At 66.9% G+C, this 15,708-nt stretch carries 16 protein-coding genes; 5 read left to right on the top strand and 11 right to left on the bottom strand.

The annotated features are described in order from the left end of the window. The first annotated feature begins 112 nt into the window (after nucleotides 1–112). Nucleotides 113–856, top strand: coding sequence for an SDR family NAD(P)-dependent oxidoreductase (locus tag DB459_RS23645; protein ID WP_253708680.1), 744 nt, complete (start codon nucleotides 113–115; stop codon nucleotides 854–856). 34 nt (nucleotides 857–890) lie between these two features. Here the strand turns inward: DB459_RS23645 and der are convergent, their stop codons facing one another. The 5 genes from der to DB459_RS23670 form a co-directional block, all read right to left on the bottom strand. Then, nucleotides 891–2,270 (bottom strand): ribosome biogenesis GTPase Der, encoded by a 1,380-nt coding sequence (gene der, locus DB459_RS23650; RefSeq protein ID WP_253708683.1) that lies wholly within the window; start codon nucleotides 2,268–2,270, stop codon nucleotides 891–893. Nucleotides 2,271–2,341: 71 nt separating this feature from the next. Further along, nucleotides 2,342–2,851, bottom strand: coding sequence for a hypothetical protein (locus tag DB459_RS23655; protein WP_253708686.1), 510 nt, complete (start codon nucleotides 2,849–2,851; stop codon nucleotides 2,342–2,344). Between the two features lie 43 nt (nucleotides 2,852–2,894). Next, the gene (locus DB459_RS23660; RefSeq protein WP_253708688.1) at nucleotides 2,895–3,548 is read right to left on the bottom strand and encodes a tetratricopeptide repeat protein; all 654 of its coding nucleotides are present in this window, start codon (nucleotides 3,546–3,548) and stop codon (nucleotides 2,895–2,897) included. Nucleotides 3,549–3,676: 128 nt separating this feature from the next. Further along, a complete protein-coding gene (panB, locus tag DB459_RS23665) occupies nucleotides 3,677–4,492 on the bottom strand; it encodes a 3-methyl-2-oxobutanoate hydroxymethyltransferase (RefSeq protein ID WP_253708691.1) in 816 nt (271 codons plus the stop codon). A gap of 6 nt (nucleotides 4,493–4,498) precedes the next feature. Then, nucleotides 4,499–5,083, bottom strand: coding sequence for an NnrU family protein (locus DB459_RS23670; protein ID WP_253708694.1), 585 nt, complete (start codon nucleotides 5,081–5,083; stop codon nucleotides 4,499–4,501). A 231-nt stretch (nucleotides 5,084–5,314) separates the two neighbouring features. On the opposite strand from DB459_RS23670, the gene DB459_RS23675 reads away from it, so the two are divergent. The 4 genes from DB459_RS23675 to DB459_RS23690 all read left to right on the top strand — a co-directional run bounded on the left by DB459_RS23675 (nucleotide 5,315) and on the right by DB459_RS23690 (nucleotide 9,475). Next, nucleotides 5,315–6,307, top strand: coding sequence for a tripartite tricarboxylate transporter substrate binding protein (locus tag DB459_RS23675; RefSeq protein WP_253708697.1), 993 nt, complete (start codon nucleotides 5,315–5,317; stop codon nucleotides 6,305–6,307). Between the two features lie 38 nt (nucleotides 6,308–6,345). Next, nucleotides 6,346–7,128, top strand: coding sequence for an extracellular solute-binding protein (locus DB459_RS23680; protein ID WP_253708700.1), 783 nt, complete (start codon nucleotides 6,346–6,348; stop codon nucleotides 7,126–7,128). Nucleotides 7,129–7,260: 132 nt separating this feature from the next. Then, nucleotides 7,261–8,625, top strand: a complete 1,365-nt coding sequence (locus DB459_RS23685) for an esterase-like activity of phytase family protein (protein WP_253708702.1) — start codon at nucleotides 7,261–7,263, stop codon at nucleotides 8,623–8,625. A 202-nt stretch (nucleotides 8,626–8,827) separates the two neighbouring features. Continuing rightward, nucleotides 8,828–9,475 carry a uridylate kinase gene (locus tag DB459_RS23690; RefSeq protein WP_253708705.1) on the top strand — a complete coding sequence of 216 codons (648 nt, stop codon included), beginning with the start codon at nucleotides 8,828–8,830 and terminating at the stop codon, nucleotides 9,473–9,475. Nucleotides 9,476–9,527: 52 nt separating this feature from the next. Here the strand turns inward: DB459_RS23690 and DB459_RS23695 are convergent, their stop codons facing one another. The 6 genes from DB459_RS23695 to DB459_RS23720 form a co-directional block, all read right to left on the bottom strand. Beyond that, nucleotides 9,528–10,145 (bottom strand): hypothetical protein, encoded by a 618-nt coding sequence (locus DB459_RS23695; protein ID WP_253708708.1) that lies wholly within the window; start codon nucleotides 10,143–10,145, stop codon nucleotides 9,528–9,530. Nucleotides 10,146–10,221: 76 nt separating this feature from the next. Further along, nucleotides 10,222–11,838 carry a peptide chain release factor 3 gene (locus tag DB459_RS23700; RefSeq protein WP_253708710.1) on the bottom strand — a complete coding sequence of 539 codons (1,617 nt, stop codon included), beginning with the start codon at nucleotides 11,836–11,838 and terminating at the stop codon, nucleotides 10,222–10,224. 67 nt (nucleotides 11,839–11,905) lie between these two features. After that, entirely contained in the window at nucleotides 11,906–12,910 is a 1,005-nt protein-coding gene (locus DB459_RS23705; RefSeq protein WP_253708713.1) for an inorganic phosphate transporter, read from the bottom strand. Between the two features lies 1 nt (nucleotide 12,911). Next, nucleotides 12,912–13,556: a DUF47 domain-containing protein gene (locus DB459_RS23710; RefSeq protein WP_253708716.1), complete on the bottom strand. Its 645-nt coding sequence runs from the start codon at nucleotides 13,554–13,556 to the stop codon at nucleotides 12,912–12,914. Nucleotides 13,557–13,830: 274 nt separating this feature from the next. Continuing rightward, complete coding sequence (locus DB459_RS23715) at nucleotides 13,831–14,796, bottom strand: branched-chain amino acid ABC transporter permease (RefSeq protein ID WP_253708719.1); 966 nt, start codon at nucleotides 14,794–14,796, stop codon at nucleotides 13,831–13,833. A gap of 1 nt (nucleotide 14,797) precedes the next feature. After that, nucleotides 14,798–15,661 (bottom strand): branched-chain amino acid ABC transporter permease, encoded by an 864-nt coding sequence (locus DB459_RS23720; RefSeq protein WP_253708721.1) that lies wholly within the window; start codon nucleotides 15,659–15,661, stop codon nucleotides 14,798–14,800. Nucleotides 15,662–15,708: the final 47 nt, after the last annotated feature.

A 15,708-nucleotide genomic window follows, 5' to 3' on the forward strand; every position in this document is an offset into this window, starting at 1 on the left:
AGACGAGCGTATCGCCCGGGTCGGCACACGGGAGGAGCGCGGCGGCGGCGTTGACACCCCGCCGCCCGCCACGTAACTGGCCGCCATCAACTCCGGCCGCCGTGTGCAGATCATGACCAAGCCCCTCGCCTCCCGCATCGCCCTCGTCACCGGAGCTTCGCGCGGCATCGGCCGCGCCACCGCCAAGGCGCTTGCCGCCGCCGGCGCCCACGTCGTGGCCGTTGCGCGCACCGTGGGCGGGCTCGAGGAACTCGACGACGAGATCCGCGGCCTCGGCGGCGCTGCCACCCTTGTGCCCCTCGACCTCACCGATGCCGACGGCATCGCCCGGCTCGGCGCCGCGCTCCATGAGCGCCATGGCCGTCTCGACGTGCTGGTCGGCAATGCCGGCATCGCCGGCCCGTCGTCGCCGCTCGGCCATATCGATCTCAAGCCGTGGAACGACGTCATCGCCATCAACCTCACCGCCAACTTCCAGCTGGTGCGCTGCATGGAGCCGCTGCTGCGCGCCTCCGACGCCGGCCGGGCGGTGTTCATCACCTCGGGCGCGGCCAGCAAGGCCACCGCCTATCTCGGCCCCTATGCGGTCTCCAAGGCCGGCGTCGAGACCCTGGCCCGGGTCTGGGCGAACGAGACCGCGACCACCGCGATCCGCGTCAACCTGTTCAATCCGGGACCGATCCGCACCAGGATGCGGGCGACCGTGATGCCGGGCGAAGACCCGATGACGCTCGACACGCCGGAGCAGGCGGCCGAATTCATCGTGCCGCTGTGCCTGCCGTCCTTCATGGAGAACGGCAGGTTTTACGACTATCCCACTAAGACTCTGATGAATTTTCGCCCGCCGGCGCCCTGATTTGGGGCTCAAACCAAGGCCGGCGCGCGCCTGTTCAGGATTTCCGCCTGGCCTTGTGGGCGAACGGATTGGCCTTCTCGCGCAGCGTGATGCGGATCGGGGTGCCGGGCAGATCGAACGCGGCGCGCATGCTGTTGGTGAGATAGCGCAGGTAGGACTCCGGCACCGCGTCGGCGCGGGTGCAGAACACCACGAAGCTCGGCGGCCGTGCCTTGGTCTGGGTGATGTAGTTGAGCCGCAACCGCCGGCCCGACACCGCCGGCGGCGGATTGGCCGAGGTCGCCTGCTCGAACCAGCGGTTGAGGGCACTGGTCGGCACGCGGCGGTTCCACACCGCATAGGCCTCGCCGATCGTCGCCATCAGGCGATCGATGCCCTCGCCGGTCACCCCCGAGACCACCACCAGCGGCACGCCCTTGACCTGCGGCAGCCAGTGATCGGTGTCGTGGCGCAGCGAACTCAGGAGATTGGCCTGGCGGCCGATCAGATCCGCCTTGCTGACGGCGATGACCAGGGCGCGGCCCTCGCGCTCGATCAGGTCGGCGATGCGCAGATCCTGCTCCTCGAAGCGGATCTGGGCGTCCATCATCAGCACCACCACCTCGGCGAAGCGCACCGCGCGCAGCGTGTCGGCCACCGAGAGCTTCTCCAGCTTCTCGTCGATGCGCGAGCGCCGGCGCAGCCCGGCGGTATCGAAGATGCGGAACGGCCGGCCATCCCAGTCGAGATCGACCGAGATGGAATCGCGCGTGGTGCCGGCCTCGGCGCTGGTCAGCAGCCGCTCCTCGCCGAGCAGGCGGTTGATGAGGGTCGATTTGCCGGCATTGGGACGGCCGACGATGGCGACGCGGATCGGCCGGGGCGGCCCGCCCTCCTCGGCCTCGTCGGCCTCCTCTTCGAAATCCTCCTCGCGCTCCGGCGGCGGCATCAGCGCCTGCAGCGCGTCGTAGAGATCGCTCAGGCCCTCGCCGTGCTCGGCCGAAATCTGCACCGGATCGCCAAGCCCGAGGGCATAGGATTCCATGGCACCGACCTCGCCATGCTTGCCCTCGGCCTTGTTGGCGAGCAGCACCACCGGCTTGCCGGCGCGGCGAGCCAGATCGGCGAAGCTGCGGTCGGCCGGGGTCAGGCCGAGCCGGGCGTCGATGACGAACAGCAGGGCGTCGGCGGCGGCGATCGCCGTTTCGGTCTGCTCCTGCATGCGCGCGGTCAGCGAGCCGCGGGGGCCCTCGTCGAGGCCGGCGGTGTCGACCACGGTGAACCGCAGGTCGCCAAGGCGGCCCTCGCCTTCGCGGCGGTCACGCGTCACGCCGGGCTGGTCGTCGACCAGGGCGAGCTTCTGGCCGACCAGACGGTTGAACAGGGTCGACTTGCCGACGTTGGGCCGGCCGATGATGGCGAAGGTGAAGGACATGACCGATCCGTTCGCCCGTTCTGCGGGCGCTGTCAACCGCGCAGGTCAGACGGCGAAGTCGGTCGCGGCGGTCAGTGGTTGAAGCTACCGCTCGGCAGCGGCGCGGGGAAAGCACTCTGCTGGGCGGGCGCAGCCTGCGGCTGATCCTGGGCCGGCGCCGGGGCGCTGGCGCGCTGGCGTTTGGCGGGCTTGGGAGCAGGCGCCGCGGCGGCGTCGCCATCGGCGGCGGGCTCGGCAGAAGTGGCCGCAGCCGGCGCCGCATGGTGCTTCGCCGCACGCCGGGTCTTCTTCGGCTTGGACTCCGGCGCTGCCTTCGCCGCTTCCGCGGCGGCTGCGGCGGCCTGCTGTTGCTGCTGCTCTTCCACCGCACCCTTATACAATTCCTTCGGCACGCCCTGCTCGAGGCCCGGCACGCCCTCGGGGAAGACCGGCTTGCGCTCGCCCGGCAGCTTCTTCTTGGTGTCCATGAAGTCCAGCAAATCGGTCGGATCGAAGCTGCTCATGCCGCCGCTGCAGCCGGCGAGAACGCCGGCGAGGGAGATCAGGACGGAGGCGGCGATCAGGCGTCGGGCGCGGATCATGCGGTTGGCTGCTCGCAATTTGATTACTCGTTGTTCGGTCGGCTCAGCTCTTGGCGACCGGTGGCAGCAGGGCCTGCAGCGCCTCGGCGCGGTTGCGGATGCTGGCCGGCGTCTCGGCATCGGTCATGATCAGGTCCACCCACTGGCGCGCGGCGGAGGCGTCGCTGGCCTTCCAGGCGGACTGGGCGAGCAGCTCGCGCGCGCTGTGGCGGAAGGTGCGGCCGGCCGCGGTGAGCGGCTCGAGGCGCTGGCGAATCTCGTCGAACGGTGCGGTATCGACCAGGAGGCCCGCGGCCCGGACCTTGGCGAGGTCCTGTTCCGGCTGGCCGACGCCCGAATCGGCGCCGATGGCGTCGAACTGCTTGACCGCGCCATCGCGGTCGTGGGTCGCGAGCTCGGCCGCGGCGCGCAGCCGCGCCAGGGTGCGGTAGCCGCGCGGCGCCTCGGTCGCGAGCTTTGTGAAGGCGGCTTCGGCCTCGGCGTGCTTGTTGTCTTCCGCCAGCGTCGCTGCCGCCTCGAAGGCAGCCCCCGCCTCGGCGGCGTGCTTGGCCTCGTAATATTGATAGCCGCGCCAGCCGGCGACGCCGGCGATGATCAGAATCGCGGCGCCGATGATCAGGAGCGAATAGCGGTCCCACAGCTTCTTGAGCTGCTCGCGGCGCAGCTCCTCGTCGACTTCATTAAATAATTCAGACACTTGAAGACTTCCCACCCCAGGCCGGACGGCGCTCGCCCCTGGCGCTCCGCGTCCCGCTGCCGGGCGGCGATACCCCATCGGTATGGCGGAGGCAAGGCAAAGCCTGCCGTTTCAACGTGTTACAGCGCCTACTTGCCCCGGTAGACATGCTCCGGCCCGGGGAAGACCCGCGCCCGCACCTCGCTGGCATAGCCCTCGATCGCCTTCTCGATCTCGGGGCCGAGATTGCCGTAGCGCTTGACGAATTTCGGCACCTTCTCCGACAGGCCGAGCATGTCTTCGAGCACCAGCACCTGGCCGTCGCAGGCGGCGCTGGCGCCGATACCGATCGTCGGGATGCTGATGACTTCGGTGATGCGCCGCGCCAGCGGCTCGGCCACGGCCTCGATCACGACCGAGAACGCGCCGGCCGCCGACACCGCCCGGGCGTCATTCTCGATCCGCGCCGCGTCCGCCTCGTCCCGCCCCTGGGCGCGGAACGAGCCGAGCGTGTTGATCGACTGCGGGGTCAGGCCGATATGGGCCATCACCGGCACGCCCCGTTCGGCGAGAAAGGAGATGGTCTGCGCCATGCGCGCGCCGCCTTCGAGCTTGACCGCGCCGCACTGGGTTTCCTTGAGGATGCGCGCCGCGGCGTGAAAAGCCTGTTCGGGCGAGGCCTCGTAGGAACCGAACGGCATGTCGACGACGACCAGCGCCCGCTTCGAGCCGCGCATCACCGCGCGGCCCTGCAGGATCATCATCTCGAGCGTCACCGGCACCGTGGTCTCGAAGCCGTGCATGACGTTGCCGAGGGAATCGCCGACCAGGATGGCGTCGCAATAGCGGTCGACCAGCGCGGCGGTATGGGCGTGATAGGAAGTCAGCATCACGATCGGATCGCCGCCCTTGCGGGCGCGGAGGTCCGGCGCGGTCAGCCGGCGGACGGTCGTTTGCACGGACATCTTGAACTACGCTCCGAAGACGCGGACGCCGATCACCACCGGATGGAAGACGAAGCCCAGCGCCAGATAGACGACGGTGCCGACGACGACGGCGAGAATGTCGTTGGTGACGCCGCCCACCGGGATCGGCGGACCGCCGGGATCGCTGCGGTGCTTGAGCGAAATCCGGTCATAGACCGCCCAGCCGAGGAAGCCGCCGAACAGGATGATGCTGCCGAGGTCTCCATTGGAGAGCAGATGCGCCACCGCCCACAGCTTCACCGACGCCAGCATCGGATGCTTGAGCGCGGTATAGATCTTGCCGCGCAGATAGGAGGCCACCAGCATGATCGCCGCCGGCAGCATCAGGCCGATGGTGACGTGCTTCATGAATGCCGGCGGATGCCAGACGTCGATCCAGCCGGTCGCGCGATAATCGGCGAAGCCCCAGGCGATCAGCACGACGGCGAGGAGCGAGACCAGCGAATAGACGATCTTGTAGGCGCTCTCGCCGAACTTCTTGATCAGATCGGCCCGCAGCTCGCGCTTCGTGGTCAGTCCGTGAGAACCGATGAACAGCGCCAGCCCCAATACAAGTCCCGCAAGTCCCATGGTTTCACCCCCGCCGGTCCGGGCCGCAGTTGATCCGTTTTCCACCCACCTGGGATTGCGACACGTTTGTCCCCCGCGGGCGGCTTGTTATAGTCCGCCCGCCACGCGTTCCGCTATCACCTTGACGCGGGCCGGCCAACGCCAAACCCGCCTTGCACCGGCCGGGACGATGCGCCTCACGGCCGCCGCCGACCAGAACCGACAACCGCCTTGCGAGAGACTCCCCGCATCATGATCAAGACTGCCTCCGCCGCCATCGCCCTGCTGCTGCTGGCCACCGCACCGCTTGCCGCACAGACGGCCGGACACACCGCCGGGCAGGATTGGCCGACCAGATCGGTGCGGATCATCGTGCCCTTCGCACCGGGATCGACCCCTGACATGGTCGGCCGTGTCCTCGCCGAGGATCTGCAGGCCCGTCATCCCGGCATCAATTTCATCGTCGAGAACAAGCCCGGAGCTTCCGGCAACACCGGCACCGACGTCGTCGCCAGGGCCGAGCCCGATGGCTCGACCATCGGCATCAGCCTCGGCGGACCGCTCGCGATCAACGCCCTGCTGTTCTCGAAGCTGCCCTACGATCCCGATCGCGACATCGCACCGATCACCATGCTGACGGCGCTGCCGAGCGTGCTGGTGGTGCCGACGAGCCTCGGCGTCAATTCCGTCGCCGAATTCGTCGCGCTCCTGAAGAAGGATGCCGGCAAGTTCAGCTACGCCTCGATCGGGGCCGGTTCGCTGTCGCAGCTCTGCATGGAGGCGATCGGCCAGAAGGCCGGTGGCGGCCGGATGGTCCATGTGCCATACGGCAGCTCGCCCCAGGCGGTCACCGCCGTGATCCGCGGCGACGTCCAGGCCGCCTGCGTGGCGGCGATCGCGGTGACGCCGCAGCTCGCCTCCGGCGCGGTGAAGATCCTGGCGGTGACGACGCCCAAGCGTTCGGTTTTCCTGCCGGACGTGCCGACGCTGAAGGAGAGCGGCGTCGACGTCGAATCCGATGCCTGGAACGCGCTGATCGCGCCGGCCGGCACGCCGCCCGCGATCATCGCCAGGATCAATGCCGAGGTCGGCGAGACGCTGCGCAAGAGCGAGGTGCGCGAGAAGCTCCGCACCCAATTGATCGAGCCGGTGCCCTCGACCCCGGAAGAGGTCAAGGCGCGCATGGCGGCCGAGAAGAAGCTGTGGGCGGACGTCATCAAGGCCAGCGAGATCCGCATCAACTGATCGACGACACATAAGAAGCAAATTCGGGAGGACCATCCATGAAGCCGTTGCTGCGCGCGCTGTTCGGCGCGACCGTTCTGCTGCTTGCCGCCAGCTCGGTCGCCGGCGCTGCCGAGATCAAGGTGATGATCTCCGGCGGGGTGAGCGCCGCCTACAAGGAGCTGGTGCCGCAATTCGAGCGCATGACCGGCCACACCGTGGTGACGGCCTACGGTCCCTCCATGGGCACCACGCAGAATGCGATCCCGGTGCGGCTCACCCGCGGCGAGCAGGCCGACGTGCTGATCATGGTGGGCGATGCGCTCGGCAGGCTGATCGATGACGGCAAGGTGATCAGGGACAGCCGCGTCGACATCGCGCGCTCGCCAATTGGCATGGCCGTGCGGGCCGGCGCGCCGAAGCCCGACATCTCGACGCCCGAGGCGCTCAAGAAGACCCTGCTCGCGGCCAAGTCGGTGGCCTATTCCGACAGCGCCAGCGGCGTCTATGTCGGCACCGAACTGTTCGCCAAGCTTGGCATCGCCGAAGAGATGAAGGACAAGGCGAAAAAGATTCCGGCCGAGCCGGTGGCCAGGGGCGTCGCCCGCGGCGACAGCGAACTCGGTTTCCAGCAGGTCAGCGAGCTGCTGGCGGTCTCTGGCGTCGATCTCGTCGGCCCGCTTCCCGAGCCGGTGCAGAAGATCACGATGTTCTCGGCGGCGCTCGCCAGCGGCGCCCGCGAGCCCGACGCCGGCCGCGCCCTGATCGCCTTCCTCGCCTCGCCGGCTGCCGCGCCGGTCCTCAAGAAGACCGGGCTCGATCCGATCGCGGCGGCGAAGTAGAGCTGCCCGAGGGCCAAAGGTCCGCGACCTGCAGTCGCGGACGGCGGCTTTCATCGCGCCGCCATGGCGCCGTAATGGCTCCGTCATGCAAGGTCCCCACAAAGGCCCGGTTCCACCACCCACGGGGCCGCCATGATCCGCAACACCTTCACCACGACCCTTCTCACCAGCGCCGCGCTGAGCCTTGCCCTCGCCGCGCCCGCTCTCGCCCAGCAGGAATTCCCGGCGAAGCTCGCTGGCCATGCCGTGCTGCCGGCCGAGAGCTTCATCGACGCCCCGGCCGACGCGCCCGTCGATCTCAAGACCTCGGGCAAGTACACCACCGGCAAACGCAATGAGGCGATCGGCTCGGTGATGGGCAAGTCCTACGAGCGCGACACCGGCGTCAAGCTGCCGTTCAAGGGCCAGCCGCTGCAGGGTCATTCCGGCATCAAGGTGATGAGCGACGGCTCGTTCTGGATCATCACCGACAACGGCATGGGCGCGAAGGCCAATTCGCCGGACTCGATGCTCTACCTCAATCACTGGACCATCGACTTCGCGAGCGGCAAATGGACCCATCTCGGCACCATCTTCCTGCACGACCCTGACAAGAAGGTGCCGTTCCGCATCGTCCATGAAGGCACCGGGAAGCGCTATCTCACCGGCGCCGATTTCGACACCGAAGGCTTCCAGATCATCGGCGACACGCTGTGGATCGGCGACGAATTCGGCCCCTACGTCATCAAGGCCGACCTCACCGGCAAGATCCAGGCGGTGTTCGAGACGCTCGCCGACGGCAAGCCGGTGCGCTCGCCCGATCACTATGCCGCTGCCTCGCCGGGCGCGCCGGGCCTGACCTACACCAACGTCAACCTGCGCCGCTCCAAGGGCTATGAGGGCTTCGCCGCCAGCAAGGACGGCAAGTTCCTCTACGGCCTGCTCGAGGGGCCGCTGTGGGACGCCGACAAGAAGGACTTCGAGAGGCAGGACGGCAACGAGGCCTCGCGCATCCTCGAATTCGACGTCGCCGCGCAGAAATTCACCGGCCGCTTCTGGTACTACCGCTTCGAAGCCAACGGCAACGCCATCGGCGATTTCAACATCATCGACGGCACCACCGGCCTCGTCATCGAGCGCGACAACGGCGAAGGCACCGCCGACAAGGCCTGCGCGAGCGGCGTGCGCGGCGCCGACTGTTTCCCGGATCTCGCCAAGTTCAAGCGCGTCTACAAGATCGAGCTTTCCGACGCCAATGTCGGCAAGGCCGTGCGCAAGATCGGCTATATCGACCTGATGAAGATCCAGGACCCGGACAAGAAGGCCCGCAAGCCGCTCAACAATGGCGTGCTGACCTTCCCGTTCTTCACCATCGAGAATGTCGACGTCGTCGATCCGACCCACATCATCGTCGGCAACGACAACAACCTGCCGTTCTCGTCGAGCCGCGAGCCCAACAAGGCCGACGACAACGAGATGGTGCTGCTCGAGGTCGGCGACTTCCTCAAGGCGAAGTAAGCCCGGCAGATCCAAACCACCGGCGCGGCCTCACGGCTGCGCCGGTTTCTGCTCCGCGCCACCGTGTTCGTTGCTTTCGTTCAACTCGCTTCCGTGCGAATTTGACTCCAAACAAGTGAGCCCAACTTTTCGGCATTCGCAGCGAATGAACATGTCGAACCAGTCTTGCGATCGCAGCCCCCCTGTTGCGCGAAGGGAGTTGTTGGCCACGCTCGCCTCGTTTATCGCCGACAAGACGATCGGGCGACCACTACGCGTAGCGGTAGATGGCCGCACGGCGTCCGGGAAAACGACCTTCTCGAATGAGATTGCTGCGTTGGTAGAACGGGCTGGCGGGCCGGTCATCCGAACGTCGATCGACGGTTTTCATCGGCCAAAGGCCGAACGCTATGCGCGCGGCCGGCATTCCCCCGAGGGATATTACTATGATTCACGCGATCTCTTGGCCGTGAGGCGACTGCTCCTGGATCCGCTCGGGCCGGACGGAGATCGCCGATATCGCACCGCCTCATTTGACCTGGCGAATGATTGCCCTCTCGATCAGCCGGCTCAGACCGCGCCCACCGATGCCGTTCTCATTGTTGATGGAACATTTCTTCAGCGCCCTGAGCTCGTCGATGGATGGGACTTCGTCATCTTTGTTCTGGCTTCGCAGCAACGCTGCGAGCAAAGGGGCATCCAGCGTGACGCCGGCGCGTTGGGCGGCATCGAGGCCGCAAGCCAGCTCTATGCGACGAGGTACCGACCAGCTTTTGATCTGTACGAGAAACTCTGCGCACCGGCAGCGACAGCAGACGTTGTGTTCAACAACGACGACCTTGAATGGCCGAGCATGATCGTACGGAATTAGTCAGCGCATCCGGAAGTCGGACCGGTAACCCATGTCACGGACCGGCGCGGCCTCACGGCTGCGCCGATTTCCGCTCCGTGCCGTTCGCCTCGCTGCGGTTGTCGACATAGCGCACCATGATCGGCCGGCCGGCGATGGCGCCGCCGAGGCCTTTCGACAGCGGCAGCGGCGCGCAATGGCCGAGCGACCGCGATACCGCCTGCCGGTAGTCGTCGCGCGCCGATTTCGGCGCCTGCGGCGTCGCATAGGTCACGCGTGGCGGCGCGATCAGGCTGCCGTCGCGTCTGAGGCTGAAGCGCACCGCCAGTTCCATCCCGGGCCGTGCCGCCTCGCCGTCCGGCGGTGCCCAGCACGAGCGCAGCATGGCGAACAGGTCGGAGATGGTGTCGAGGTCGTGGTCGGGCCGCTGGTATCCCGCCGCGTCGGTGTCCGCCGGCACGCTCAGCACCGTGAGGTGCAGGTCCTGGCCGATCGGATAGTCGATCTCGGGGCTGCAGGGCCCGCGCTCGAGCGGGCTGCAGACGCTCGGCGTGCACGGCCGATTGTCGAGGACGCTGCAGGGCGCATGGGCGAACGGGCTGGGATCGGGCGGCGGCCGGCGCACCCTCGCGGCCGCGGAGGTCGCGAGGACGAGCGCGAGCAGAAATGCGACCAGGCGCAAGGACGGCATCGGGGATCCGGTCTCCATCCCCGACAGGTAGGAGCGCCCGGCGGAAGCGCAATTCAAGCCTGCGTCAGACCTGCGCTCAGCCCTTCTTCTTCACGTCCTTGACGTTCTGGAAGACGATGCCCTCGGAGCGCTCGCGGGTATAGTCGAGATAGAACTGGTTCTTCGCCAGGAACACGAGGTCGCCGTCGACGTCCTCGGCGACCCCCGAGCCGTTGGTGTTGACGAAGGCGTCGAGCTGCTTGCGGTCGGCCGCCGAGATCCAGCGCGCCAGCGAGAATTCGCTGATCTCGAAATCGACCGGCAGGCCGTATTCGGCATCGAGCCGCGCTTTCAGCACGTCGAGCTGGAGCTGGCCGACGACGCCGACCAGGGCGGGCGAGCCGTCGCGCGGTCGGAACACCTGGACGACGCCCTCCTCGGACATCTGCTGCAGCGCCTCTTTCAGCTTCTTGGCCTTCATGGCGTCGGTGAGCCGGACCCGGCGCAGGATTTCCGGCGCGAAGCTCGGCACCCCGACGAAGGTCAGCTCCTCGCCCTCGGTCAGGGTGTCGCCGATGCGCAGCGTGCCGTGGTTGGGAATGCCGACGACGTCGCCGGCGAAGGCCTCCTCCGCCAGGGCACGGTCCTGGGCGAAGAAGAACTGCGGCGCCGACAGGCTCATGGGCTTGCCGGTGCGGCTTAGCCTCGCCTTCATGCCGCGCGTGAGCTTTCCAGAGCAAAGCCTTGCAAATGCAATGCGATCCCGGTGATTTGGATCCATATTGGCCTGGATCTTGAAGACGAAGGCGGTCATTTTCGGCTCGTCGGCCTCGACCTTGCGCAGGTTGCTGTCCTGGGCGCGCGGCGGCGGCGCGTAGCGGCCGAGCCCCTCCAGCAGGTCACCGACGCCGAAGTTGCGTAGCGCGCTGCCGAAATAGACCGGAGTCAGGTGGCCCTCGCGGAAGGCCGTGAGGTCGAACGGCTTGCAGGCCTCGGTAACCAGGGCAAGTTCGTCCTCGATCGCCGCGGCGTCGAGGTTGGGGTTGCGCGCGGCGAGATCGGCGATGGCGATCTGCTCGGCCGCGCCGGTCTTGGCCCCGCCGCCCTCGAGCAGGCGGATGCCGCCGGTGGCGATGTCGTAGGTGCCGACGAAATCACGGCCGCGGCCGACCGGCCAGGTCATCGGCGTGGTATCGAGCGCCAGCGTCTTCTCGATCTCGTCGAGCAGGTCGAACGGATCGCGGCTCTCGCGGTCCATCTTGTTGATGAACGTGATGATCGGAATGTCGCGCAGCCGGCAGACCTCGAACAGCTTGCGGGTCCGCGCCTCGATGCCCTTGGCGGCGTCGATCACCATCACCGCGGAATCGACCGCGGTCAGCGTCCGGTAGGTGTCCTCGGAGAAGTCCTCGTGGCCCGGCGTGTCGAGCAGGTTGAAGACCAGCCCCTCGAATTCGAAGGTCATGACCGAGGTGACGACGGAAATGCCGCGCTCGCGCTCGATCTTCATCCAGTCCGAACGGGTGTTGCGGCGCTCGCCCTTGGCCTTGACCTGACCGGCGAGATTGATGGCGCCGCCGAACAGCAGCAGCTTCTCCGTCAGCGTGGTCTTGCCGGCGTCGGGGTGGGAGATGATGGCGAAGGTCCGCCGCCGCGCCACTTCGGCGGCGAGCGGGCCTGACGGCGCTTCCTGGGTCAAAACGATTTCGGACATGGCGGCATGCGTGTCGCAAGAAAACGCGGCCGGATCAAGGGTTCGGGCCCAAGATGGGGCCTTGTCGTCAGCGCAGCGCCGAAACGATCAGGGAACTGGCGAAGGCCACGAAGGCGGACGCCGGGATCGTGATCACCCAGGCCACCACGATCGAACTTGCCACGTTCCAGCGCACCGCCGAGGTGCGGCGCGCCGCGCCCACCCCGACGATGGCGCCGGTAATGGTGTGGGTGGTGGAGACCGGGACACCGAGCCAGGTCGCCAGGAACAGGGTGACGGCGCCGCCGGTCTCGGCGCAGAAGCCCTGCATCGGGGTCAGACGGGTGATGCGGCTGCCCATGGTGCGGACGATCCGCCAGCCGCCCAACAGCGTGCCGAGCCCCATGGCGGTCTGGCAGGCGATCACCACCCAGAACGGCACCGCGAACGTGCTGCCGAGATAGCCCTGGGAATAGAGCAGCACCGCGATGATGCCCATGGTCTTCTGGGCGTCGTTGCCGCCGTGTCCGAGGGAATAGAGCGAGGCCGAGACGAACTGCAGGGTGCGGAAGGCGCGGTCGACCGCGAACGGCGTCGAGCGCACCGACAGCCAGGACACCACCGCGACCAGCACCAGGGCGAGCAGGAAACCGAGCAGCGGCGAGAGCACGATGGCGAGCACGGTCTTGCTCAGGCCGGTCCACTCCATGGCGCCGAGGCCGGCCTTGGCGAAGCCGGCGCCGATCAGGCCGCCGATCAGGGCATGGGAGCTCGACGAGGGAATGCCGAGGCCCCAGGTCACGATGTTCCAGACGATGGCGCCGGCCAGCGCGGCGAAGATCACCTGGGGATCGACGATGCCGGGATCGATGATCCCGGTGCCCAGCGTGGTGGCGACATGCAGGCCGAAGAACAGGAAGGCGATGAAGTTGAAGAACCCCGCCCACAACACCGCATATTGCGGCCGCAGCACCCTCGTCGAGACGATGGTGGCGATGGAATTGGCGGCGTCGTGCAGGCCGTTGAGAAAGTCGAACAGCAGCGCGACGCCGATCAGGCCGATCAGGAACGGAAGCGAGAGGGTCGCGTCCACGTCAAACTTGCTCGATGACGATGCTGCTGATCTCGTTGGCGACATCGTCGAAGCGATCGGCGACCTTTTCGAGGTGGTCGTAGATCTCGGCGCCGACGATGTAATCCATGGTGTTGGCGGTGCGGTGCTTGAGGAAGAGCTCCTTCAGGCCGATGTCGTGCAGATCGTCCACCCTGCCCTCCAGCTTGGTCAGCTCCTCGGTGATGGCGATCAGCGTGGTGACGTTGTCGCCGATGGAGCGAAGCAGCGGCAGCGCCTTCCCGACGAGCTTGGAGCATTCCACCAGAATGGTGCCGATCTCCCGCATCGGCGGTTCGAATTGCCGCACCTCGAACAGCGTCACCGCCTTGGCGGTCTGCTGCATCTGGTCGATGGCGTCGTCCATCGAGGTGATCAGGTCCTTGATATCGACGCGGTCGAAGGGGGTGATGAAGGTGCGGCGCACCGCCGTGAGCACCCGGCGGGTGATGTCGTCGGCCTGCTGCTCGAACTGATTGACCTTCTGGCACCAGGCCGGCACGTCGTCACCGCCGCGCAGCATGGCCTCCAGCGCCTCGGCACCGTGGACGATGGTTTGCGAATGCTCGGCGAACAGCTCGAAAAACTGCGCCTCGTGGGGCAGCAGCGCCTTGAACCAGCTCAGCATTGACGTCCATCCTCCGGCCCCGCCACGGAGCCCCCGCTGCAACTGCCCCGCCGGTGTCCCCCGGGAAGCCCCGGCCAGCTGCGGCCGGGCGTCACATATCGGTCATTAGACGCCGCCCGGCAACAGGCCAGGGCCCGGCGGGGTCTCCGCCGGGCCGGCGATGTGGATAAACGATGACCGGCCGGGCGGCGCGATGTCGAATCGCCAAGGAAATATCATGCCGGAGCCGCGAAGGACGGCCCTCGCCTCCCGCCGCCGCCGGGCGTTACCGCCCTCAGAGCGAGCGCTTGAAGTATTGGCCGATCTCGCCGATCACCCCACGACGGAAGGTCAGCACGCAGATCACGAAGATGCTCCCCTGGATCACCGTGACCCACTGGCCGAACTGGGCGAGATACTGCTGCATGGCGATGATGACGAAAGCGCCGACCACCGGACCGAAAACCGTGCCGAGACCGCCGACCAGCGTCATCAGCACCACTTCGCCCGACATCGACCAGTGCACGTCCGTGAGCGAGGCGTTCTGGGCGACGAAGATCTTGAGCGAGCCGGCGAGCCCGGCCAGCGTGCCCGACAGGATATAGGCCAGCAGCTTGTACTGGTCGGTCTTGTAGCCGAGCGAGATCGCGCGCTGCTCGTTCTCGCGGATCGACTTGAGCACCTCGCCGAACGGCGAATTGATGATGCGGAAGATCAGGAGGAAGGCCAGCAGAAACACGCCCAGCACCACGTAATACAGCGTGGTGGTGTCGGCTAGATTGAGGATCCCGAACATCCGGCCCTGGGGCACGCCCTGGATGCCGTCCTCGCCGTGGGTGAACGGTGTCTGCAGGTAGAGGAAATAGAGCAGTTGCGACAACGCCAGCGTGATCATCGCGAAATAGATGCCCTGGCGACGGATCGCCACCAGCCCGGTCACGACCGAGAGCGCGCAGGCGGCGGCCATGCCGACCAGCACGCCGATCTCCGGCGCCACCGCCCAGACCTTCAACGCATGCGCGGTGACATAGCCGGCGGTGCCGAGGAACATGGCGTGACCGAAGGACAACAGCCCGCCATAGCCGATCAGGAGATTGAAGGCGCAGGCGAACAGCGCGAAGCACAGCGCCTGCATGACAAAATAGGGATAGATGCCGGTGAACGGCACCGCGATCAGCGCCGCCGCCATGATGGCGAAGGCGACGACTTCGTCGCGGCCGGCGCGATGGACGGGAGCGGCGTTGTCGGTGATGGAAGTCATGTCAGGTGGCCCGTCCCGTCAGTCCCGTCGGCTTCACCAGCAACACCAGAACCATCAGCACGAAGACGACGGTGTTGGAGGCCTCGGGATAGAAATACTTGGTCAGCCCCTCGACGATACCGAGGGCAAAACCGGTGATGACCGATCCCATGATCGATCCCATGCCGCCGATGACGACCACGGCGAAGACGACAATGATCAGGTCCGCGCCCATCAAGGGCCGGACCTGGTTGATCGGCGCCGACAGCACGCCGGCGAGCGCCGCCAGCGCCACGCCGAAACCGTAGGTCAGCGTGATCATGCGCGGCACGTTGATGCCGAAGGCGCGGACCAGCGTCGGGTTTTCGGTGGCAGCGCGCAAATAGGCGCCGAGCCGGGTCCGCTCGATCAGGAACCAGGTCGCCAGGCACACCACGACCGAGAAGATGACGACCCAGGCGCGATAGACCGGCAGGAACATGAAGCCGAGATTGACGCCGCCCCTGAGCGCGTCCGGGATGGCGTAAGGCAGGCCCGAAGAGCCGAAATAGTTCTGGAATACCCCCTGAATGATCAGCGCCATGCCGAAGGTCAGGAGCAGCCCGTAGAGGTGGTCGAGCCCGGTCAGCCACTGCAGCATGGTGCGCTCCAGCACCACGCCGAACAGGCCGACCGCGATCGGCGCGAGCAGCAGCGCCCACCAATAGCCGATGCCGAGATACTGCAGCAGGAAATAGGCGACGAACGCGCCCATCATGTAGAGCGCGCCGTGGGCGAAATTGATGATGTTGAGCATGCCGAAGATCACGGCGAGGCCGAGACTCAGCAGCGCGTAGAAGGAGCCGTTGATCAGTCCGACCAGAAGCTGGGCGAAAAGGGCTTGCATGTGGTTCAGTCTTTCATACGCGAAGGCGGCCGGCCTGATGCGTCATC

It is taken from the genome of Bradyrhizobium sp. WD16 (assembly GCF_024181725.1).
In the GTDB taxonomy this organism is placed as follows: domain Bacteria; phylum Pseudomonadota; class Alphaproteobacteria; order Rhizobiales; family Xanthobacteraceae; genus Bradyrhizobium_A.